Source organism: Massilia litorea, from assembly GCF_015101885.1.
In the GTDB taxonomy this organism is placed as follows: Bacteria; Pseudomonadota; Gammaproteobacteria; order Burkholderiales; family Burkholderiaceae_D; genus Telluria; species Telluria litorea.
Window position 1 is genome coordinate 2,712,224 of sequence record NZ_CP062941.1, and the last position, 21,892, is coordinate 2,734,115.

Sequence of the window (21,892 nt, forward strand, 5' to 3'; positions counted from 1 at the left end):
ACGCAAGACATGACCGGCACCTCGCTCGATAACACCCAGTTCCGCCGCATACTGGCGCGCAATGTCGCTCTCCCGCTCGGCCTGTCCGTGCTGAGCGCCATCGTTTTCGTGGCCGTCATTGCTTATCTGGTGAGCGTCCTGAACTGGGTCGAACATTCCCAGGAGGTCATCGGCAAGGCCAACGAGGTGAATAAACTCGTCTCCGACATGGAAGCGGGCTTGCGCGGCTACGCGATCACCGGCGACGAAAGTTTCCTGGCGCCTTATACGGTGGCCAAGCCGAAGGTCGATGTCGAGATGGACGGCTTGCTGCGCCTGGTGGGCGACAACCGGGCCCAGGCCGACCGCCTGCAGCGCGTGCTTGGCGCCCACGCCGAGTGGCTCAAGTTTGCCAACGAGATCATCAACAAGCGCCGCGCCAGCCAGGACGTGGTGCAGTCGATCATGAGCGGCCGCGGCAAGAGCCTGACCGACGACATGCGCAGCCAGTTCGCCGCCTTCGTCAACAGCGAGAACGCGCTGCTGGTGTCGCGCGGCCAGGATGCGCGCTCGACCATCGCCTGGTCGGTCGGCTCGTTCCTGCTGTTTACGCTGATCGTCGGCGGCCTGCTGGCCGGCTTCGGCCGGCGCGAACTGGTGCGCCTGTCGAGCACCTACGACGAGGTGCTCAAGCACGAGAACGAACACAATGCCGAATTGCGCCACCTGAGCTGGCTGCGCAGCGGCCAGACCGAACTGGCGGCGAAAAGCATCGGCTTGAATTCCCTGGAAGCCCTGGCCGACGCCGTGCTGCATCACGTGGTGCGCTACCTCGGCGGCTCGGTGGCGGCCATGTATTTCCGTAACGAAGACGGCGTGCTGCGCCGCATCGGCGCCTATGGCTTCTCGAACGAGGACGAACGCGCGAAAATCATCGAGCCCGGCGCCTCGCTGGCCAGCCAGGCCGCCAACGAGAACCGCCTGGTGCGCGTCAAGGAATTGCCGGAAGATTACATCAAGGTCGCCTCGAGCCTGGGCGAAACGGCGCCGCGCGAAATCGTGATCGCGCCCTTCAACAACTTCGGCAAAGTCAAAGGCGTGATCGAGATCGGCTTCCTGCACCCGGTGCGCGAGCGCGACATCGAATTCCTGAAGCTGGTCGGCGACGCCGTCGGCGCCTCGGTCGGCGCGGTGGTCTACCGCCAGCGCCTGCAGGATGCGCTGTCGGAAAGCCAGGCCCTGAACGAGGAACTGCAGGTGCAGCAGGAAGAACTGCGCACGGCGAACGAGGAACTCGAAGAACAGTCGCGCGCGCTGGAAGAGTCGCAGAGCAGCCTGGAAAACCAGCAGGCCGAACTGGAGCAGACCAACGACCAGCTGGCCGAGCAGGCGCTGAACCTGGACATGAAGAACGCGGCCCTGACCGAAGCCCAGGAACAGCTGCGCGCACGCGCACTCGACCTGGAGCGTGCCAGCCGCTACAAATCCGAATTCCTGGCGAACATGTCGCACGAACTGCGCACGCCGCTGAACAGCTCGCTGATCCTGGCGAAGCTGCTGGCGGACAATGTGCCGGGCAACCTGAACGAGGAGCAGGTACGTTTTGCCCAGACGATTTATTCGGCCGGTAACGACCTGCTGCACCTGATCAACGACATCCTCGACATCTCCAAGGTCGAGGCCGGCAAACTCGAACTGCTGCCGGAAGACCTGCCGATCCGCCGCACCGTCGAGGGCCTGGGCCGCACCTTCGAACCGCTGGCCAAGCAGAAGGCCCTGCGCTTCTCCGTCACGGTCGAGCCGAACGTGCCGCCGACCCTGCACACCGACCGCCAGCGCCTGGAACAGGTATTGAAGAACCTGCTGTCGAACGCCGTGAAGTTTACGGAGCAGGGCGAAGTCAGCATGACGGTCAGCGCGACAAGCGAGGGCTGGATCCAGTTCACGGTCGTCGATTCCGGCATCGGCATCGCGCAAGACCAGCACGAACGCATCTTCGAGGCCTTCCACCAGGCCGATGGCACGGCCAACCGCCGTTTCGGCGGCACCGGTCTCGGCCTGTCGATCTCGCGCGACCTGACGGGCCTGCTGGGCGGCACCCTGGTCGTCTCCAGCACGCCTGGGCAGGGCAGCACCTTTACCCTGAGCATGCCGCGCAACGGCATGGTCTCGGCCGCACCGCCGGCCCCGCGCGCGGCAGCGCCGGCGCCGCGTCCGGCGCGTCCGCTGCCGCCGCCTGCGCCGGAGCCGGTGGAGGCCGTCGAGGAAGCGCCGGCCAGGGCGTCCTTCCCCGACGACCGCGCCAAGCCGGCGCAGGGAACCCGCACCGTGCTCGTGATCGAGGATGAACCCGACTTCGCGCGCATCCTGTTCGACCTGGCGCACGACCTCGACTACCGCTGCCTGGTGGGGCTCACCGCCGGCGAAGGCCTGGAACTGGCCGCCAGCGAAAGTCCGGACGCGATCCTGCTCGACATCCGCCTGCCGGACAGCTCGGGCCTGTCGGTGCTGCAGCAGCTGAAGGACAACCCGGCCACGCGCCACATCCCGGTCCACGTCGTCTCGAGCATGGAAAACGGCGGCGAAGCCCTGCATCTGGGCGCGATCGGCTACGCCCTGAAACCGACCAGCCGCGAACAGCTCGAAGCCGTGTTCCGCAAGCTGCAGGAAAAGAGTTCGCAACAGATCAAGCGCGTGCTGCTGGTCGAGGACGACGAGCGCCAGCGCGACAGCGTGGTGCAGCTGATCGCCGACGAGGACGTCAGGATCGACGCCGTCGGTTCCGGCGAAGAAGCGCTGGCCCTGTTGCGCAGCGAGATTTTCGATTGCATGATCATCGACCTGAAGCTGCCGGACATGCAGGGCAAGGAGTTGCTCGAGAACATGTCGCACGAAGACCTGGTGTCCTTCCCGCCGGTCATCGTCTACACGGGCCGCAACCTGACGCGCGACGAAGAAGCCGAACTGATGAAGTATTCGCGCTCGATCATCATCAAGGGCGCACGCTCGCCCGAGCGCCTGCTTGACGAGGTGACGCTGTTCCTGCATAAAGTGGAATCGCAGCTGTCGACCGAGCGCCAGCACATGCTCAAAACCGTGCGTGGCCGCGACCGCGTGTTCGAAGGCCGCACCATCCTGCTGGTCGACGACGACGTGCGCAATGTGTTCGCCCTGACGGCGGCGCTCGAACAGCGCGGCGCGAACGTCGAAGTCGGCAGGAACGGCTTCGAAGCGCTGGCCAAGCTGGACGAAGTGCCGGGCGTCGACCTGGTGCTGATGGACATCATGATGCCGGGCATGGACGGCCTGGAAGCGACGCGCCGCATCCGCGCCGACGGCCGCTTCAACCGGCTGCCGATCATCGCGATCACGGCGAAAGCGATGAAGGACGACCAGGAACAGTGCCTGGCCTCCGGCGCCAACGACTACCTGGCGAAACCGATCGACCTGGGCCGCCTGTATTCGCTGCTGCGGGTCTGGATGCCGACGATGGAGCGAATCGCCTGATGAAGCACCCTCCGGACGACATCGACATCGAATTGCGGATGCTGGTCGAGGCGGTCTACCTGAAGTACAACTACGACTTCCGCGACTACACCGGCGCTTCGCAGAAGCGGCGGGTGCTGGTCGCCCTGCGCGAGATGGAGTGCGCGACCGTCTCCGAACTGCAGGCGAAAGTGCTGCACCAGCCGGAAGCGTTTGCGCGGCTGCTGCAATACCTGACCATTCCCGTCACCGAAATGTTCCGCGACCCGGAATATCACGCGGCGCTGCGCAGCCAGGTCGTGCCGCACCTGAGCACCTACCCGTCGCTGAAACTGTGGGTGGCCGGCTGCTCGACGGGCGAGGAAGTGTATTCGCTGGCGATCCTGCTGCACGAGGAAGGCCTGCTCGAGCGCAGCATCATCTACGCGACCGACATCAATCCGGAATCGCTGGAGGCGGCGCGGCGCGGCGTGTTTCCGCTCGACCGCATGCGCCTGTACACCGAGAACTACCAGAAGGCGGGCGGCAAGCGCGCGTTTTCGGACTATTACACGGCGGCCTATGGCGGGGCGCTGTTCGAGCGGTACCTGGTGGAGAACGTGACCTTCGCCGACCACAGCCTGGCGACCGACACCGTGTTCTCGGAGACGCATTTCATCAGCTGCCGCAACGTGATGATCTACTTTAACCGGCGCCTGCAGAACCGCGTGCTGGGACTGTTCCACGATTCGCTCTGCCACCGCGGCTTCATGGCGCTGGGCAGCAAGGAAAGCATCGACTTTTCGACCTACGCCAACCGCTTCGAATCCGTGGCGCGGCGCGAACGCATCTTCCGCAAGGCGGGGCAATGACGGCGACCCGGGAAGCCGTCGGCGCTGCGCTTGCCGGCCGCAGGATCGAGGCCGTCGTGATCGGCGCCTCGGCAGGCGGCGTGGACGCACTGGTCGAGCTGCTGCCGGCGCTGCCGCCCGACTTCGGCCCGGCCACGGTCTGCATCCTGCATGTGCCGGCCGACCGCGAAAGCCGCCTGGCCGAGCTGTTCGCGGCGCGCCTGGCGCTGCCGGTGCGCGAAGCGGTCGATAAAGCGCCGGTGGAGCCGGGCACTGTCTATTTTGCCGGCGCGGGGTACCATCTGTCGATCGAACAGGATCGCGTTTTTTCCCTCAGCTGCGAGCCGCCGGTGCATTATGCACGTCCGGCCATCGATGTGCTGATGGAGTCGGCCGCCGACGCCTATGGGGCGGCTTTGGCCGGCATACTGCTTACCGGCGCCAACATCGACGGCGCCGAGGGCATGCAGAGGATCAGGCAGCGCGGCGGCCTGACCATCGTCCAGGACCCGGCGGGCGCGCAGGCCTCGGCCATGCCGGAAGGGGCCATCCGGCTGTGCGCCCCGCACCTGGTCCTGCCGCTGTCCGAGATCCGGGCATTGCTGCCACAGCTGGAGACAACATGAGCCTACAAGAACCAAGCAAATTACTCATCGTCGACGACCTTCCCGACAACCTGCGCGCCCTCGACGCCCTGATCCGCGACGAGCAGCGGCTCGTGTTCCATGCCCATTCCGGCGACGAAGCGCTCGCGCTCCTGCTCGAACACGAGTTCGCCCTCGCCATCCTCGACGTCCAGATGCCGGGCATGGACGGCTTCGAATTGGCCGAGCTGATGCGCGGCACCGAGCGCACCCGCAACATCCCGATCGTCTTCGTCTCGGCCGCCGGGCGCGAACTGAACTACGCCTTCAAGGGTTACGAGACCGGCGCGGTCGACTTTCTCTACAAGCCGCTCGACCCGGACGCGGTGCGCGGCAAGGTCAACGTGTTCGTCGCGCTCGACCAGCAGCGGCGCGAGACGCGGCGCCAGATGGATGCGCTGGAAAAGAGCCGGCGCGAGCAGGAAGTCCTGCTGCAGGAGCTGAATGCGACCCAGGCCGAGCTGCAGCGCTCGCTGCGCATGCGCGACGATTTCATGTCCCTCGTCGCCCACGAGCTGCGCACGCCCCTGAACACGCTGTTTTTAGAGACCCAGATGCGCACGCTGCACCTCAAACGCGGCAATCTGCAGGCCTTTTCCGGCGAACAGATGGGCGCCATGATCAAGCGCGACGAGCGCCAGATCAAGGCCATGATCCGCCTGATCGACGACATGCTCGACGTTACCCGCATGCGCAACGGCACGCTGTCGGTGCGCCCAGCCCAGGTTGAACTGATGGGCATGCTCGAGCGCGTGGTGAGCGACCTGTCGCTGCAGGCCGCCGCCAGCGGCTGCGCGATCAGCCTCGCGCCGCACCCGCCGGTCACCGGTTGCTGGGACGAGTTCCGCATCGAGCAGGTGGTGGTGAACCTGTTGACGAATGCGCTGCGCTACGGCGGCGGCTGCAATGTCGAGGTGCGGGTCGAAGTCGAGGGCAAGTGCGCCCGCATCGACGTCATCGACAAGGGGAAAGGAATTTCGCCGGAAGACGTCGAGCGCATCTTCCAGCCCTTCGAACGCGGTGCCCGCAACGGCGAGCCCAAAGGCCTGGGCCTGGGCCTGTACATTTCGCGCCAGCTGGCGACGGCGCACGGGGGCGAACTGGGCGTGACCAGTACGCCGGGGCAGGGCTCGACCTTCAGCCTGGCGCTGCCTTGCGACGTGCTGGTTCCGTGCGCGGCGGTGTCCGCCTGAGCTGGCGACACCGGACGCTTGCCTGCCATGCCCATGGAACCGACCTTCGATCCGGCATCCCGCTACCCGCTGGATTTCAGCGCATTGTTCGACGCTGCGCCATCGCCCTACCTGGTGCTGTCGCACGACCTGCATATCGTTTCGGTCAATCAGGCGTACCTGAACGCGACCAGTACGCGGCGCGAGGATATCGTCGGCCGCGGCATGTTCGAGGTGTTTCCGGATAACCCCGACGATGCATCTGCAAGCGGCGTGGCCAATCTGCATGCCTCGCTGCAGCGCGCCTTGTCCACCGGGCGCCCCGACACGATGGCGATCCAGAAATACGACATACGGATTCCAACTGCGGATGGGATCCGTTTCGAGGAGCGCTTCTGGAGTCCGGTGAATACGCCGGTACTGAATGCCGAAGGCACCGTCACGCACATCATCCATCGCGTGGAAGACGTGACCGAGTTTGTCAGGACGAAGGACCATACGGCCCGGATGGCGTCGACCATCGACGACCAGGCGATCGAGATCGAAATTGCAAACAGGCGGCTGCGCGAAGCGAACGAGACGCTCGAGCAACGGGTGGCCGCGCGCACCGAAGCACAACGGCAGACGGAAGAAAAACTGCGTGCCAGCGAACTTCGCTTCCGCCTGATGGCCGACTCGATTCCGCAAATCGTCTGGATCATCGACGACAGCGGCCGCGGCGTGTACTTCAACAAGCAGTGGTCCGCGTATACCGGTGTCGACCTGGACCCGACCTCGCCCTACGAAGTCTCGGAAAAATTCGTGCATCCCGACGATCACGCAGCCACGATGCAGGCATGGGAAGCTGCCCGCAAGAGTGGGGGGCATTTCAGCGTCGAGCACCGGATCCGGTCCGCCGCCGGCTGCTATCGCTGGTTCCTCGTGCGCGCGGAGTCCTGGCGCGACCCTCAGTCGGGGCAGATCCTGATGTGGTTCGGCACCTCCACCGACGTCCATGACCGGAAGATGGCCGAGGCTGCGCTCGGCGCGCGCGAAGAACAGCTGCGGCTTGCCATCGATGCCGCCGACGTCGGCGAATGGGATGTCGATGTGGTGAGCCAGACCATGTACTGGCCGCGGCGGGTAAAAGCCATGTTCGGCATATCGCCCGACCGTCCTGTCGTGCTGGCGGATTTTTATGAGGGCGTGCATCCCGAGGACCGGGAACACACCTTTGCCTCGTTCGAGGCGGCCGCCAATCCGCAGCTGCGCCTCCAGTACGCCGCCGAATACCGGACGGTCGGCAAGGAAGACGGGCGCATACGCTGGGTCGCCGCCAAAGGCCGGGGTCTGTTCAACGACGCGGGAGAATGCGTACGCGTCATCGGCACGGCCATCGATATTACCGAACGCAAGGCGAACGACGAGGCCTTGCGCGAAAGCGAAGACCGCCTGCGCCAGGCCGACCGCCGGAAGGACGAGTTCCTCGCCATGCTGGCCCATGAATTGCGCAATCCCCTTGCGCCCATCAGCGCGGCCGCCGAACTGCTGCAAACGGGCCGGCTGGACGAGGAACGCGTGCAGCGCACCAGCCGGATCATCGGCCGCCAGGTCAGGCACATGACGGGTCTGGTGGACGACCTGCTGGACGTATCGCGCGTGACCCGTGGCCTGGTGGAGCTCGAGAAGCTGCCGGTGGACGTCAACCACGTCATTGCCGACGCCGTGGAGCAGGTCACGCCGGCGATCCGGGCACGCCGCCATCAGCTGGAACTGCGCCTGACGCCGCACGCGACACTGGTGCAGGGAGACAGCAAACGGCTGGTGCAGGTGCTGGCCAACCTCCTCAACAACGCCGCCAAGTACACGCATGAAGGCGGCAACATCCGGGTGCGCACCGATGTGCGCGATGCGCATGTCCTCATCGAAGTATCGGATGACGGCATCGGCATGGCGCCGGAACTGGTGGCGCGCGCCTTCGACCTGTTCGCGCAGGCCGAGCGCTCGCCGGATCGCTCCTCGGGCGGGCTGGGCCTTGGGCTGGCGCTGGTGCGCAGCCTGGTCGAGCTGCATCACGGCACGGCGCGCTGCGAAAGCGCAGGGCTCGGCCAGGGCAGCACTTTTACCATCTGCCTGCCGCGCCTGCCGGCAGGGGAGGACAGTGACGCGGCCCATGCATCCGCCGGCGGCGATTCAGCCACGCAGGCGGGCGGCCTGCGCATCCTGGTCGTGGACGACAACGCGGATGCCGCGGCGCTGCTGGCCATGCTGCTGGAAGCATCGGGGCACCAGGTAACGGTGGAACACGATGCGCGCCTGGCGCTGGCACGGGCGAAGAAGGAAGCGTTCCAGGTCTGCCTGCTCGATATCGGCTTGCCTGAAATGGATGGCAACGAGCTGGCGCGGCGCTTGCGCACCTGCCCGGGAACCGCCGCATCGGTCATGGTCGCGGTGACCGGTTATGGACAGGAAAAGGATCGCGAACAGACGGCGGCGGCCGGGTTCGACCATCACCTCGTCAAGCCGATCGATACAGGCGTGCTCGCTTCGATACTGGCGACGGTGCCGCCTGCCTGAGCCGGATCGGGCGTCCAGTCAACACTTGCCGCCCGCTATGTCGAGCAGTTCGACGATGTTTGCAGGCTTGGTGAGATGCATGTCGAAGCCGGCGGCACGCGCCTTGTTGCGCGACGCTTCATCGCCCCATGCCGTCAGCGCGACCAGCATGACCTTGCTCAGCGTAGCATCGGCACGGACTGCCTGCGCTACCTGGTAACCATCCATCAGCGGCATGCCGATGTCGAGGAAAATCAGGTCCGGACGGTTGGCGCGCGCAAGGGCCAGGCCTTCCGGGCCGCCGTAGGCGACCTGCACCTGCAAGCCATACATCTGCAAAATCTGTGCAGTCATATCGGCGGCATCCGCGTTGTCATCGACGACAAGAATCTTTTTTTCGCTCGCTTGCATGCTCGCCTTGCCGCAGTAATAAAAATTCACTTGCTGAATCTGTTCAGCTTGCGTCAATTGTCACATCGATTGCGGGTTTTGTCACAAAATATGTGGCACGAAACACATGGCCCTGACATAAGCCGGTAAAACAGGCAAACGGGCCCGCGGTTGCAAAGACCGCGCCTTTCACGCACACTGACGGGCCTCTTGCGAGATTGACAGCCTTGCCTGCCTGACATGGCAGGCGGTGCTTCCTCCTCGCGATAGTAGAAATCAATCGATCTTATCTGATCAATTAATTTTACAAGCGATCGCAAGCGCTTTACACTTGCATTCATCAACTTTGATTCACAACACAACAGGAGCTTCCATGTCCCTTATCAATACCGAGATCAAGCCATTCAAAGCAACCGCTTACCACGCAGGCAAGTTCATCGACCTGACCGAAGAGCAGTTCAAAGGCACCTGGTCCGTCCTGATGTTCTACCCGGCCGACTTCACCTTCGTCTGCCCGACCGAACTGGAAGACCTGGCTGATTTCCAGCCTGAATTCGAAAAACTGGGCGTCAAGGTCTACGGCGTGTCGACCGACAGCCACTTCGCCCACAAGGCATGGCACGACACCTCGGACGCGATCAAGAAGGTCAACTACCCGCTGATCGGCGACCCGACCGGCGCCCTGGCACGCAACTTCCAGGTCATGATCGAAGAAGAAGGCATGGCGCTGCGCGGCACCTTCGTCATCAATCCAGAAGGCCAGATCAAGATCATGGAAGTGCACGACAACGGCATCGGCCGCGACGCGTCGGAACTGATGCGCAAAGTCAAGGCTGCCCAGTACGTCGCTTCGCACCCAGGCGAAGTCTGCCCGGCCAAGTGGACCGAAGGCGCTGAAACCCTGACCCCGTCCCTCGACCTGGTCGGCAAGATCTAAGTAGTCAGTAGTCAGTAGTACCGGGATGCCGGGCAGGGAAGACCGCCGGCATCCATTCTTCACCGAATACAAGGAAAAACCATGCTCGAAGCAACCCTCAAGAAGCAGTTACAAGCCTATTTGGAAAAAGTGGTGCAGCCGATTGAGATCGTTGCATCGCTGGACGCGTCGCCGAAAGCGCGCGAAATGGAAGAACTGCTCAAGGAAATCACTTCCCTGAGCGCCAAGATTTCTTACCGCGAAGACGGCAATGCGACGCGCAAGCCATCTTTCGCCATCAACCGTGTCGGCACCGACATCGGCATCGAATTCGCCGCGATCCCGCTGGGCCATGAGTTCACCTCGCTGGTGCTGGCCCTGCTGCAAGTGGGCGGCCACCCGATCAAGTTCGACGAGGCCGTGATCGAACAGATTAAAAATCTCGACGGCGACTATGTCTTCGAAGCCTTTATTTCGCTGTCCTGCCATAACTGCCCGGAAGTGGTGCAGTCGCTGAACTCGATGTCGATCATTAATCCGCGCATCAAGGTCACGACCATCGACGGCGGCCTCTTCAAGGATGAAGTCGAGTCGCGCCAGATCCTGGCCGTGCCGATGATGTTCCTGAACGGCGAGCATTTCGGCCAGGGCCGCATGAGCGCCGAGGAAATCCTCGCCAAGCTCGACACCGGCGCCGGCAAGCGCAAAGCCGCTGAACTGAGCAAGAAAGAAGCGTTCGACGTGCTGATCGTCGGCGGCGGTCCTGCCGGCGCGGCCGCGGCGATCTACGCCGCCCGCAAAGGCATCCGTACCGGCGTCGTTGCCGACCGCTTCGGCGGCCAGGTACTCGATACCCTGGCGATCGAGAACTTTGTCTCGGTCAAGGAAACCGAGGGTCCGAAGTTTGCCGTCTCGCTCGAAGAACACGTCAAGCACTACGACGTCGACATCATGAATTTGCAGCGTGCTTCGAAGCTCGAAAAGAGCGGCCAGCTGTTCGAAGTGACGACCGAAGACGGGGCGGTGCTGAAATCGAAATCGGTCATTCTCTCGACCGGTGCCCGCTGGCGCGAAATCAACGTGCCGGGCGAAAAAGAGTACAAGAACCACGGCGTGGCCTACTGCCCGCACTGCGACGGTCCGCTGTTCAAGGGCAAGCGCGTGTCGGTGATCGGCGGCGGTAACTCGGGCGTCGAAGCGGCGATCGACCTGGCCGGTATCGTCGAGCACGTGACGCTGATCGAATTCGGCAACGAACTGCGCGCCGATGCGGTCCTGCAGCGCAAACTGTACAGCCTGAAGAACGTGGATGTGATCAAGGGTGCGCAGACGACCGAAGTCCTGGGCGACGGCAAGAAAGTCACTGGCCTGGTCTACAAGGACCGCGCCAGCGGCGAGCTCCATACCGTGGAACTGGCGGGTGTGTTCGTGCAGATCGGTCTGATTCCGAATGCCGAATGGCTGAAAGGGACGCTCGAGCTGACGCCGCATGGGGAGATCGAAGTGGACGCACGCGGTGAAACCTCGATCCCGGGCGTGTTCGCGGCCGGCGACGTGACCACGGTGCCGTTCAAGCAGATCGTGATCGCGGTGGGCGAGGGCGCCAAGGCCTCGCTGGCAGCCTTCGATTACCTGATGCGCTTGCCGACGGAAGAGACGGACGCGGTGGATATGGAAGCCAAGGCCGCCTGATTTCCCGCGGCCGACGTGAAAACGCCATCCCGATGCGAGTCGGGATGGCGTTTTCATTTGGATAACTGCCGGTACGTACGCTGTACCGGTCTATAACTGTTTGCCGGGCGCTTGCTTGCTTGCCGCTATCGTGCGCCAGATGCGGCAATGTTTTGCGACAATTGATTTCAGCCAGACATCAGTCGGCCGATCCTGCCGCACCTTACAAGAAATCAGTGGAACATCAGCACGGCTGCGCTCTGCAGGGTGTTCGTTTCATATACCAGCCAGGCTGCGGCGCCGGCGAGGGCAAGTTGGAGTGCGGTCAGGGTAGTTGGGATCGAGCGCATCATGATGGGTTCTCCGGGTTTCGTCTGTGTGTTTTCGCTTGGTATGGTGCCATTCTGAGGCCGGGCGATGTTGCGCGGCATCGGCGGGGAATCCGCCGTTCTGTAGGAATCGACCTTGCGACCCTGTCTCAGCAAGGGGAAGGTCCCCAGAGAGCCGCTCCTACGCGGCCTTTGGCTCGCGTCCTATAGCCGTGCTCGCGCGTGCGATTTAAAGTCGGCTCCATGACCCGACACGACCCCCAACTCCTGCATAACGGCCTGCTCGCAGTGCGCCGCCATTCCATCAAAAAACTGCTCCGTTCCGTGTTCGGCATCGAACGCCTGCGCGACGGCCAGCAACGCGTCATCGACAGCGTCCTCGACGGCAAGGACACGCTGGCGATCATGCCTACCGGCGGCGGCAAGTCGCTGTGCTACCAGATCCCGGCCCACCTGTTAACAGGATTGACAGTGGTCGTCTCGCCCCTGATCTCGCTGATGAAGGACCAGCTGGGTAAGCTCGAGGAGCTGGGCGTGCGTGCCTGCCAGGTCAACAGCAGCCTGAACGCCGAGGAAGAACATGCGGCGCTCGACGCGATTGCGAAGGGCCAGTGCGAGATCGTCTTCTGTACCCCGGAGCGCCTGGCCTCGCCGGAATTCCTGGAAGTGCTGAAACAAACGACGGTGGCGCTGGTCGCGATCGACGAAGCCCATTGCATTTCCCAATGGGGGCACGATTTCCGCCCGGCCTATATCGAGATGGCGGCCGCAATTGCCGCGCTCGGACATCCGACCGTGCTGGCGCTCACCGCCACCGCCACCGACGAGGTGATGGAAGACATCGGCCGTCAGCTGAACCGGCCGCGCATGAAGGTCATCAATACCGGTATCTACCGGCCCAACCTGCACTACAGCGTGGTGCAGGTGACCAATCCCGACCAGAAGTTTGCCGAGGCGCGGCGCCTGGTGGCGGAAACCGAAGGCGTCGGCATCGTCTACGCGGCGACCGTCAAGGCGGCCGAGGAAATGCACCGCATCCTGGAAGAAGCCGGCGAATCGGTGACGATCTACCACGGCAAGCTGCCCAACGCCGAGCGCAAAGCCAACCAGGACCTGTTCATGAACGACGAGCGGCGCATCATGGTCGCGACCAATGCCTTCGGCATGGGCATCGACAAGAGCGACACGCGTTTCGTGATCCACCTGCAGATCCCGGCCAACCTGGAGTCCTATTACCAGGAATCGGGACGGGCCGGGCGCGACGGCAAGGATGCGCAGTGCACGCTGCTCTTCCTGCAGGACGACAAGCGCCTGCAGCAATTCTTCCTGGTCAAGCATTACCCGGACGCCGCTGAGATCCGTTCGGTCTACGATGCCGCCTGCGAACTGGCGGAAGATGGCCCGGTCACGACCGAGCGCATCGAGGAAAAGCTCGGCGACCTGAACGAAGCGAAGATCAAGGTCTGCCTCAAGTTATTGAAAGATGGCAAGTTCGTGCGCCAGAACCGCAAGCTCGAGTTCGTCATCACGGCGAACGAGCCGAAGGCGGTCAATTTCGAACAGCTGGCCGAGGTCTATGTACAGAAACAGGACCACGACCGCGAGTCGCTGGAAAAAATGGTGGGGTATGCGGTCAGCGGCTTCTGCCGCTGGAAGCTGATGCTCGACTATTTCGGCGACGAGGTCGAGGGCTTCGAAAAGTGCTGCCGCTGCGACAACTGCAAGAATCCCCCCGCGCTGGCGCTGGAAGACATCGAGATCCGCGACGACGAGTTCGACCATACCCCCGAGCCGGAACCGGCCGGCCCGCATTTCGAAGCGGGCATGCGCGTCAAAGTGCCGAAGTACGGGGAGGGCGTGGTGGTATCGGTGGCGGGAGACCAGATCGGTATCGACTTCCCGGACGGCGAGCACAAATCGTTTATGGCAGACTTCGTGGAACCGGTTTGATTCCAATAAAGGACCGCATGGCAGATATGGTGGTTGTGCGCAAGGAGGGACTGTATTGCGTCCCTGGCGGGTTCTATATCGACCCCTGGCGGCCGGTCGAGCGCGCCGTGATCACGCACGCACACGGCGACCACGCGCGCTACGGCCATGGCAAGTACCTCACCGCCGCCAGCGGCGTCCACGTGCTGCGCTCGCGCCTGGGCGACATCCAGGTCGACGGGCTTCAATATGGCGAGACCGTGGTCCACAACGGCGTCACGGTCTCGCTGCACCCGGCCGGCCACGTGCTGGGCTCGGCCCAGGTGCGCATGGAATACCAGGGCGAAGTCTGGGTGGCGTCGGGCGACTACAAGATCGAGCCGGACAAAACCTGCGCGCCCTTCGAGCCCGTGCGCTGCGACACCTTCATTACCGAATCGACCTTCGGCCTGCCGATCTACCGCTGGGAACCGGAGCAGTCCATTTTCGACGACATCAACCGCTGGTGGAAAAAGAATGCCGACGAGGGGCGCCCCAGCGTGATCTTCGGCTATTCCTTCGGCAAGGCCCAGCGCATCCTGTCCGGGCTCGATCCGTCCATTGGGCCGATCGTTTGCCATGGCGCGGTCGAGCCGCTCAACCGCGTGTACCGCGAAGGCGGCGTCATGCTGCCGCCGACCCTGATGGTGAGCGATGTCGACAAGGCGGCACTCAAGCAATCCATTATCGTCGCGCCGCCGTCGGCCTCCGGTTCGCCCTGGATGAAGCGCTTCGGCGACTACAGCGATGCCTTTGCCAGCGGCTGGATGCAGCTGCGCGGCGCGCGCCGCCGGCGCGGCGTCGACCGCGGCTTCGTGCTCTCGGATCATGCCGACTGGCCGGGCCTGATGAGCGCCATCGCCGCCACCGGCGCCCAGCGCATCATCGTCACGCACGGCTCGATTCCGGTGATGGTGAAATGGCTCTGCCAGCAGGGCCTGGACGCGGCCGGCTTCGACACCGAATACGGCGACGACGACGACGACGTCGGCATCGCGCCGCAGCCGGCCACGGAGGCGGAGCAGGCGGTGGAGAAGCAGGAGACAAACGATGCGTGAATTCGCCGCACTGTTCGCCGAACTCGACGAGACCACCGCCACCAACCGCAAGCTCGAAGCCCTGCAGCAGTATTTCTCGACCGCCGCGCCGGAGAACGCCGCCTGGGCCGTGTACTTCCTGGCCGGCGGCAAGCCGAAACAGGCCGTGCCGACCAAGCTGCTGCGCCAGTTCGCGATCGAATATGCGGTGCTCGACGAGTGGCTGTTCGAGGAGTCGTACCAGGCCGTCGGCGACCTGGCCGAAACCATCGCCCACATCCTGCCGCCGCCGGAAAAACGCAGCGACGTGGGACTCGCGGAATGGATGACGGAACGCATCGGACCCCTGCGCGGCGCCGATCCCGCCGTCATCCGCGAAGCCCTGTTCAGCTACTGGAACGAGCTGAACACCCCCGAGCGCTTCCTGTTCTGCAAACTGATCGGCGGCGGCTTCCGGGTCGGCGTCTCGAAACTGCTGGTCACGCGGGCGCTGGCCGCGATCGCAGCCGTCGACAGCAAACTGATCGCCCAGCGCCTGATGGGCTGGACCGACGGCAGCGTGCGCCCGACGGCCGCCAAGTTCCTGCAACTGATCGCGGCGCAATCGGATGAGGAACACAAGCTGCGCGGAGGCCAACCTTACCCCTTCTTCCTCGCGCATCAGTTGCAGGGTGACCCGGCCGCGCTCGGCGAGCTGACCGATTGGCAGGTCGAGTGGAAATACGACGGCATCCGCGCCCAGCTGGTGCGGCGCGGCGCGCTCAATTACCTGTGGTCGCGCGGCGAAGACCTGATCAGCGAACGCTTCCCGGAACTGTGCAGCCTGCGCCTGCCCGAAGGGACGGTGGTCGATGGCGAGGTGCTGGTCTGGGATCATGCGAACGATGTGCCGGCGCCGTTCGCGGAACTGCAGCGCCGCATCGGGCGTAAAACCTTGTCCGCCAAGCTGCTGGCCGAGCTGCCGGCGGTGCTGGTCTGCTACGATTTATTGGAACTCGACGGCGTCGACCTGCGCGCGCTGCCCCAGCACGAGCGGCGGGCGCTGCTGGAAACGCAGGTGGCCGCCTGCGACCAGCCGCAGCTGAAGATTTCGCCGCTGATTCACGCCGCGAGCTGGGAAGCGCTGGCGACCCTGCGCACGGAGTCGCGCAACCGCGGCGTCGAGGGCATGATGGTCAAGGCGAAAAGCGCCCAGTACGGCGTGGGACGCACGAAGGATGTCGGCACCTGGTGGAAGTGGAAGGTCGACCCGTATTCGATCGACGCGGTGCTGATCTATGCCCAGGCTGGGCATGGGCGGCGCGCTTCGCTGTATACCGACTATACCTTCGCCGTCTGGGACGACGACGAAGGGCATGGCGAGCGCCGCCTGGTGCCCTTTGCGAAAGCCTATTCCGGCCTGACGGACGCCGAGATCGCCCAGGTCGACAATGCGATCCGCAAGACGACCATCGAGAAATTCGGCCCGGTGCGTTCGGTGAAGCCGACCATGGTGTTTGAGATCGGCTTCGAGGGCATTGCGCTGTCCTCGCGCCACAAGGCAGGCATTGCGGTGCGCTTCCCGCGCATCCTGCGCCGGCGCGACGACAAGACCGTCGAGGATGCCGATACGCTCGATACGCTCAAAGGCCTGCTGGCCGCGGCGGGCGCCTGAACGCTACTTAATGTAGTCTGCTGCGCTTGTTAGCATACATCCGCTCGTCCGCCCGCAGCAGGTAGTCCGACAGCGTCTCGTCGCTGGCGGGATCGCACTGCACGATCCCGGCGCTCAGGGACAGGACGTACGGCCGTTCCTCCGTCAGGTTGAAGGCGTCGAGGTTGGCCTGGATGCGCTCGAGGACGACGCCGGGCTGTTCGTCATCGAGGGTATAGGCGACGAATTCGTCGCCGCCCAGGCGCGAGACCACGTCGGCCTGGCGGAAGGACTGGCGAAACACGAAGGCCGCGTCGCGGATTGCGGCATCGCCGCGGTCATGGCCGAGTTCGTCGTTGACGCGTTTCAGGCCATCGATGTCGGCGAAGATGACGGCGCTTTTCGCGCGCCGGCGCCGCGACACCTTGTGCAGGTGTTCGGCCTGGACGAAGAAACCGCGCCGGTTGTACAAGCCGGTCAGCACGTCGGTGAGGGACAGCGTGTTCAGGGCGACCGCCACGTCGTCGCGCCGCGCCAGTTCCGCGGCATGCGAGGCCGAGGTCGTTGCCATCTGTCGGCGCTGGTGATCCACCAGCCGTTCCAGCGAGCTGCGCGCCTCGATCTTGCCCAGTGCGGCGGCGCCCAGTTCCAGAAGAGCGACGATGGTGTTTTCGTAGCGCTCCAGCTCGGCGCTGGCAAGGTCGCGGTTCCAGCTGGCGACGAGAATGGCGACGGCGGCGTAGGCCGGTATGGCGAGGGCGAGGGTGCGCAGCCCGACGCGCTGGCACTGTTGCGGTGCGGGCGGGGCTCTCCTGGCGCCGGCATCGATGTCGGGCAACAGGAGCATGCCCGTCTCAAAGAGCGGATGATCCTTGCCGGCCGCCCGGACGCGCCCCTGGTTGTCGAACTCGACGATATCGAGTCCGCCCGCGCGCAGCAGGAGCAGGCTCGCATCTGGCTGGATGAGTTCGGACAGCGCCTGCCCGATCAGCCCGAGCGAGACGCCGGCTTCATCGGTCTGCAGCAGTTCGCGCGACAGCGTCAGCAGCCTGCGCAGTTGTGCCGCATCGAGCTGGTGCGCGTGGCCGGACTGCGCCTTCATCTTTCATGGTCCCGTGCCGTTGCCTGGCCGCCGGCCCCGAGCCCCGGCTGGCGCTGCGCGTAGGCCACGGCCGCATCGAGCAGTTCGTAGCGATACGGACCATAGCGGTAGTAGCCCTGCTCGTACGCGATGCCGTGGGCCGTCATCCGCAACTGGTCCTGGGCGGTCGGGCCGGTCCATTGGCGCCAGTGGACCGGCGCCGCTTCTTCGCGGATACCGGGGCGGCCGGCCTCCACGCTTGCATAACGGAATGCGTCGTCGAGGTGGTCGTAGGTGAATTGGCGATAGTGCCAGGCGCGGCCATCGAAGGAAACGCCGAGCGCCGACGCGGTGGGCGGCAGTGCGTTGAGAGTGTCCATGATGTCCTCGCAGCAGAGCGGTAACACTGAGCAGTAACACAGAGGAAAGCGCTTCCTCCTCCCTTGCATCGATGACCATCCGGGCCGCCGGCGCAGCCGCGCCACGCTAATCGCGCCTGGTACCAGAGGATGAGGGGACGATGGCTTCCGAAATCAATTGCTCTGCACTAGTAGCGCGCCGTGCGCAGGGGCGGTCGAGCACGCGTTCGATGACGCCTTGCGGAACATGGTTGATGCGCATGTAATTCTGCGCCAGGAACCGATTCCGTACTGCCAGAATATTAATGCCGCGCGTCACCACCTTTGCGGTATCGATATCGCTTCGTTTTTGACGTTCGCTCATTTCCTTCATCTCGTCCAGGGCAGTGATCGCCTTATCCGGTCGTGCGATCTGCCGATTGACGATACACCCGCGCCGCGACTTCGCCTAACACTTTTCGCGCCGCCTTCGCATGCCGCAGGCAAGCGGCGGCCCCGGCCGGGCGCGGTTGCTGGCCCCGGCAGGGCGCGGTTGCTGGCGCCGGTTGGCGCCGGCCTTTGCTAGACTTGGCAGGCGCAAGACAGGCCGGGGCCGCCCGCAAGGCGCTCCGTTTCGATCCAGCTTAACGACGAGGCATGCATATTGAACTGCGATGAATCCGGCAATATCCCGCTCTTGCTGCGGCTGCTGTGCTGCCGTGCCCCCGGCAAGACGGATGTGGGTGCATGAGCGGGCCGACGCCGGCGATCGTCAAGGACTGGTTCGCGTCGCGCGGCTGGAAGGCCTTCCCGTTCCAGAAAGAGGTGTGGAAGGCGGCGCTCGCGGGCCAGTCCGGGCTGCTGCATGCAAATACGGGCGCCGGTAAAACCTATGCCGTGTGGCTGGCCGCCCTGCAGCGTGGAGCCTTGGGTCAAGGCCGCAAGAGTGGGCCACCACGCGGCCTGCGCGTGCTGTGGATCACGCCGATGCGCGCGCTCGCGGCCGATACCCAGCGCGCGCTCGAGGAATCGGCCGCGGTGCTGGCGCCCGAGTGGACGGTCGGCGCGCGCACCGGCGACACCGGCTCGGCCGAGCGTGCGCGCCAGTCGCGCAAGTGGCCGACCAGCCTGATCACCACACCGGAAAGCCTCTCGCTGCTGCTGAGCCACGCGGCGGCGGAGGAACAGTTCAGGCACCTCGACATGATCATCATCGACGAGTGGCACGAACTGATGGGCAGCAAGCGCGGGGTACAGGTGCAGCTGGCGCTGGCGCGGCTGCGGCACTGGCGGCCGGAACTGGTCATCTGGGGCGTGTCGGCGACGATGGGCGACCTGGACCTGGCCCGGCAGGTGTTGTTAGGGGATATGCCGGGGGTACTGGTCGAAGGCGACACGAAAAAGCAGATCGTCGTCGATTCGCTGATCCCGAAGGACGTGTCGCGCTTTCCGTGGGGCGGGCACCTGGGCCTGCAAATGCTGCAACCCGTGATCGACGAGATCGAGCATTACGATGCGACCCTGGTGTTTACGAACACCCGCTCCCAGTCCGAGATCTGGTACCAGAACATCCTCGAAGCGCGGCCCGACTGGGCCGGCGTGATCGCGCTGCACCACGGTTCGCTGGCGCGCGAGGTGCGCGACTGGGTCGAGATGGGCCTGAAAAAAGGAGAACTGAAGGCGGTGATCTGTACCGCCAGCCTCGACCTGGGCGTGGATTTTCTGCCGGTCGAGCGCGTGCTGCAGATTGGCAGCGCCAAGGGCATCGCGCGCCTGCTGCAGCGCGCCGGGCGCAGCGGCCACGCGCCGGGGCGGGTCTCGCGCGTGACCCTGGTGCCGACCAACAGCATGGAAATCCTGGAAGCGGCCGGCGCCAAAGTCGCGGTGGCCGCGCGCAAGATCGAAGGGCGGTATGTGCCCAACAAGCCTTTCGACGTGCTGGTGCAGCACATGGTGACGGTGGCCCTCGGCGGCGGTTTCCGCTCGGAGCAGTTTTATCAGGAGGTACGGCAGGCCTGGTCCTACCGTCACCTGACCGAGGAAGAATGGCAATGGGCCCTCGATTTCGTCGCGCGCGGCGGACAGAGCCTGACCGTGTATCCGGAATACCGGCGCGTGCTGCCGGACGAGGAGGGCGTCTACCGGGTGCCCGATACCGCGATCGGCAGGCGCCACCGGATGGGCATCGGCACCATCGTCTCGGACGCCACCATCCAGATCAAGTACATGAGCGGCGGCCGGATCGGCAGCATGGAAGAGTCGTTCATTTCGCGCCTGAAGCAGGGCGACCATTTCCTGTTCGGCGGGCGCATCCTCGAATTCGTCCGCTTGCACGAGATGACGGCATTCGTGAAACGCGCCACGGGAAGTCGCGGCGCCATCGCGCGCTGGATGGGCGCGAAGATGCCGATGTCGTCGGAACTCGCCCACGCCGCGCTCGAGCAGCTGCGCCAGGCGGCCGCAGGGCGCTTCGAGGGGCCGGAAATGCAGGCGATCAAGCCGCTATTGGAAATTCAGGAAAAATGGTCGGCCCTGCCGACGCTCGACACCCTGGTACTGGAATCGATGAAGAGCCGCGAAGGTTATCACCTGTTCGTCTATCCGTTCGCGGGACGTTCGGTGCACATGGGACTGGCTTCGCTGTTCGCCTACCGCATCGGGCGGCGCCAACCGATCACCTTTTCGATTGCGGTCAACGATTACGGCTTCGAGCTGATGGCGCCGGAGCCGGTCGACTGGGAGCGGGAATTCGCGGGCGCAACCGGGCGCGAGGTGGGCTTGTTCGACACCGAGCACCTGCTGGAAGACGTGCTCGACAGCCTGAATGCGACGCAATTGTCGCAGCAGCGCTTCCGCGAAGTGGCGCGCATTGCCGGACTGGTGTTCCAGGGCTATCCGGGCCAGCCGAAATCGAACCGGCAGGTGCAGGCTTCGTCTTCGCTGTTCTTCGAGGTCTTCCGCAAGCATGACGCCGGCAACCTGCTGCTGACGCAGGCCCAGCGCGAGGTGCTGGAGCAGGAACTGGAATTGACCCGCCTGCGTGACACGCTGGCCGAACTCCATGCGCGTAAAGTAGCGTATCGTGTCGTGAAACGCGCGACGCCCTTCGGTTTTGCGCTGATGGTCGAGCGCTTCCGCGAAAAGGTCAGTACCGAGAAGCTGAACGATCGCGTGGCGCGCATGTTGCGTGAACTGGAGAAAGCTGCTTCTGTATGACGAGTTCGGTTGTTGAGGTTGCGGGTGAGCGCTTGCTGCTCTTGCCCGAAAAGGCCGTTTACTGGCCTGCGCAGGACATGTTGATCATTGCCGATATCCATTTCGGCAAGGCCGCTTCCTTCCGCGCACAAGGCATCCCGGTGCCGCGCGGCACCACCACTGAAAACCTGATGGCCCTCGACGCCCTGATCGATGCCCATGGCGCGCGCCATGTCGTCTTTCTCGGCGACTTCCTGCATGCGCGCGCCGCCCATGCATCGAGCACCCAGCAGGCGATGCTGGCCTGGCGCCGGCGGCGGCACGCGCTGCGCCTGACTCTGGTGCGCGGCAACCACGACAAGCATGCGGGCGACCCGGCGGCGGCGCTCGGCATCGAACTGGTCGACGAACCGCATGCGGTCGGGCCGTTCGCCTTCTGCCACCATCCGGACCTTGATCTCTGCATGGGCAGCGGCAGCTATGCGCTGGCCGGCCACGTGCACCCGGCCTGGGTGCTGGCGACCCGCTTCGATGCGCTGCGCCTGCCGTGCTTCGTCGTCGGCACCGAGCGGATGATCCTGCCGTCCTTCGGTTCGTTTACGGGCGGCCACGTCGTCACGCGGGAGCCCGGCGACGCGATTTTCGTCACCTCAGGCGAGGCCGTGCACAGCGTTCGTTAGCGCACTGT

16 protein-coding genes are annotated in these 21,892 nt (G+C 64.5%); 12 read left to right on the plus strand and 4 right to left on the minus strand.

Annotated features, from left to right (window positions below):
• Positions 1-9 precede the first annotated feature (9 nt).
• The 5 genes from LPB04_RS12100 to LPB04_RS12120 are packed head-to-tail and all read left to right on the plus strand — an operon-like array spanning position 10 to position 8,667.
• The gene (locus LPB04_RS12100; RefSeq protein WP_193684834.1) at positions 10-3,486 is read left to right on the plus strand and encodes a response regulator; all 3,477 of its coding nucleotides are present in this window, start codon (positions 10-12) and stop codon (positions 3,484-3,486) included.
• A complete protein-coding gene (locus LPB04_RS12105; protein WP_193684835.1) occupies positions 3,486-4,316 on the plus strand; it encodes a CheR family methyltransferase in 831 nt (276 codons plus the stop codon). Before LPB04_RS12100 ends, LPB04_RS12105 begins: the two co-directional genes overlap by 1 nt.
• The gene (locus tag LPB04_RS12110; RefSeq protein ID WP_193684836.1) at positions 4,313-4,921 is read left to right on the plus strand and encodes a chemotaxis protein CheB; all 609 of its coding nucleotides are present in this window, start codon (positions 4,313-4,315) and stop codon (positions 4,919-4,921) included. The genes LPB04_RS12105 and LPB04_RS12110 overlap by 4 nt, the downstream gene beginning before the upstream one ends.
• Complete coding sequence (locus tag LPB04_RS12115) at positions 4,918-6,132, plus strand: hybrid sensor histidine kinase/response regulator (protein WP_193684837.1); 1,215 nt, start codon at positions 4,918-4,920, stop codon at positions 6,130-6,132. The genes LPB04_RS12110 and LPB04_RS12115 overlap by 4 nt, the downstream gene beginning before the upstream one ends.
• A 27-nt stretch (positions 6,133-6,159) precedes the next feature.
• On the plus strand, positions 6,160-8,667 hold the full coding sequence (locus LPB04_RS12120; RefSeq protein WP_193684838.1) for a hybrid sensor histidine kinase/response regulator: 2,508 nt from the start codon (positions 6,160-6,162) through the stop codon (positions 8,665-8,667).
• A gap of 18 nt (positions 8,668-8,685) precedes the next feature.
• Here the strand turns inward: LPB04_RS12120 and LPB04_RS12125 are convergent, their stop codons facing one another.
• Positions 8,686-9,114 (minus strand): response regulator, encoded by a 429-nt coding sequence (locus LPB04_RS12125; protein ID WP_227496385.1) that lies wholly within the window; start codon positions 9,112-9,114, stop codon positions 8,686-8,688.
• Positions 9,115-9,409: 295 nt separating this feature from the next.
• Here LPB04_RS12125 and ahpC point away from each other — a divergent pair, with 295 nt between their 5' ends.
• From ahpC to LPB04_RS12150, 5 genes are all read left to right on the plus strand, one after another.
• Positions 9,410-9,973, plus strand: coding sequence for an alkyl hydroperoxide reductase subunit C (gene ahpC, locus LPB04_RS12130; protein WP_193684839.1), 564 nt, complete (start codon positions 9,410-9,412; stop codon positions 9,971-9,973).
• Between the two features lie 81 nt (positions 9,974-10,054).
• Entirely contained in the window at positions 10,055-11,644 is a 1,590-nt protein-coding gene (gene ahpF / locus LPB04_RS12135; protein ID WP_193684840.1) for an alkyl hydroperoxide reductase subunit F, read from the plus strand.
• Between the two features lie 551 nt (positions 11,645-12,195).
• Entirely contained in the window at positions 12,196-13,902 is a 1,707-nt protein-coding gene (locus LPB04_RS12140; protein ID WP_193684841.1) for a RecQ family ATP-dependent DNA helicase, read from the plus strand.
• A gap of 17 nt (positions 13,903-13,919) precedes the next feature.
• Entirely contained in the window at positions 13,920-14,978 is a 1,059-nt protein-coding gene (locus LPB04_RS12145; protein ID WP_193684842.1) for a ligase-associated DNA damage response exonuclease, read from the plus strand.
• Positions 14,971-16,611, plus strand: a complete 1,641-nt coding sequence (locus LPB04_RS12150; protein ID WP_193684843.1) for an ATP-dependent DNA ligase — start codon at positions 14,971-14,973, stop codon at positions 16,609-16,611. The genes LPB04_RS12145 and LPB04_RS12150 overlap by 8 nt, the downstream gene beginning before the upstream one ends.
• A gap of 7 nt (positions 16,612-16,618) precedes the next feature.
• Here the strand turns inward: LPB04_RS12150 and LPB04_RS12155 are convergent, their stop codons facing one another.
• The 3 genes from LPB04_RS12155 to LPB04_RS12165 form a co-directional block, all read right to left on the minus strand.
• Positions 16,619-17,692 carry a GGDEF domain-containing protein gene (locus LPB04_RS12155; protein ID WP_193684844.1) on the minus strand — a complete coding sequence of 358 codons (1,074 nt, stop codon included), beginning with the start codon at positions 17,690-17,692 and terminating at the stop codon, positions 16,619-16,621.
• Positions 17,689-18,051 carry a hypothetical protein gene (locus LPB04_RS12160; protein WP_193684845.1) on the minus strand — a complete coding sequence of 121 codons (363 nt, stop codon included), beginning with the start codon at positions 18,049-18,051 and terminating at the stop codon, positions 17,689-17,691. Before LPB04_RS12160 ends, LPB04_RS12155 begins: the two co-directional genes overlap by 4 nt.
• Positions 18,052-18,157: 106 nt before the next feature.
• Entirely contained in the window at positions 18,158-18,394 is a 237-nt protein-coding gene (locus LPB04_RS12165) for a hypothetical protein (RefSeq protein WP_193684846.1), read from the minus strand.
• A 362-nt stretch (positions 18,395-18,756) separates the two neighbouring features.
• On the opposite strand from LPB04_RS12165, the gene LPB04_RS12170 reads away from it, so the two are divergent.
• Together LPB04_RS12170 and pdeM are read left to right on the plus strand one after the other, a co-directional pair.
• Positions 18,757-21,225, plus strand: coding sequence for a ligase-associated DNA damage response DEXH box helicase (locus LPB04_RS12170; RefSeq protein ID WP_193684847.1), 2,469 nt, complete (start codon positions 18,757-18,759; stop codon positions 21,223-21,225).
• Positions 21,222-21,884: a ligase-associated DNA damage response endonuclease PdeM gene (gene pdeM, locus LPB04_RS12175; protein ID WP_193684848.1), complete on the plus strand. Its 663-nt coding sequence runs from the start codon at positions 21,222-21,224 to the stop codon at positions 21,882-21,884. Before LPB04_RS12170 ends, pdeM begins: the two co-directional genes overlap by 4 nt.
• The last annotated feature ends 8 nt before the right edge of the window (positions 21,885-21,892 follow it).

Bases quoted from the DNA above. Each gene is read 5' to 3' on its own strand.
- LPB04_RS12100 (WP_193684834.1), top strand. From the start codon at position 10: ATGACCGGCACCTCGCTCGATAACACCCAGTTCCGCCGCATACTGGCG.
- LPB04_RS12105 (WP_193684835.1), top strand. From the start codon at position 3,486: ATGAAGCACCCTCCGGACGACATCGACATCGAATTGCGGATGCTGGTC.
- LPB04_RS12110 (WP_193684836.1), top strand. From the start codon at position 4,313: ATGACGGCGACCCGGGAAGCCGTCGGCGCTGCGCTTGCCGGCCGCAGG.
- LPB04_RS12115 (WP_193684837.1), top strand. From the start codon at position 4,918: ATGAGCCTACAAGAACCAAGCAAATTACTCATCGTCGACGACCTTCCC.
- LPB04_RS12120 (WP_193684838.1), top strand. From the start codon at position 6,160: ATGCCCATGGAACCGACCTTCGATCCGGCATCCCGCTACCCGCTGGAT.
- ahpC (WP_193684839.1), top strand. From the start codon at position 9,410: ATGTCCCTTATCAATACCGAGATCAAGCCATTCAAAGCAACCGCTTAC.
- ahpF (WP_193684840.1), top strand. From the start codon at position 10,055: ATGCTCGAAGCAACCCTCAAGAAGCAGTTACAAGCCTATTTGGAAAAA.
- LPB04_RS12140 (WP_193684841.1), top strand. From the start codon at position 12,196: ATGACCCGACACGACCCCCAACTCCTGCATAACGGCCTGCTCGCAGTG.
- LPB04_RS12145 (WP_193684842.1), top strand. From the start codon at position 13,920: ATGGCAGATATGGTGGTTGTGCGCAAGGAGGGACTGTATTGCGTCCCT.
- LPB04_RS12150 (WP_193684843.1), top strand. From the start codon at position 14,971: ATGCGTGAATTCGCCGCACTGTTCGCCGAACTCGACGAGACCACCGCC.
- LPB04_RS12155 (WP_193684844.1), bottom strand. From the start codon at position 17,692: ATGAAGGCGCAGTCCGGCCACGCGCACCAGCTCGATGCGGCACAACTG.
- LPB04_RS12160 (WP_193684845.1), bottom strand. From the start codon at position 18,051: ATGGACACTCTCAACGCACTGCCGCCCACCGCGTCGGCGCTCGGCGTT.
- LPB04_RS12165 (WP_193684846.1), bottom strand. From the start codon at position 18,394: ATGAGCGAACGTCAAAAACGAAGCGATATCGATACCGCAAAGGTGGTG.
- LPB04_RS12170 (WP_193684847.1), top strand. From the start codon at position 18,757: ATGAGCGGGCCGACGCCGGCGATCGTCAAGGACTGGTTCGCGTCGCGC.
- pdeM (WP_193684848.1), top strand. From the start codon at position 21,222: ATGACGAGTTCGGTTGTTGAGGTTGCGGGTGAGCGCTTGCTGCTCTTG.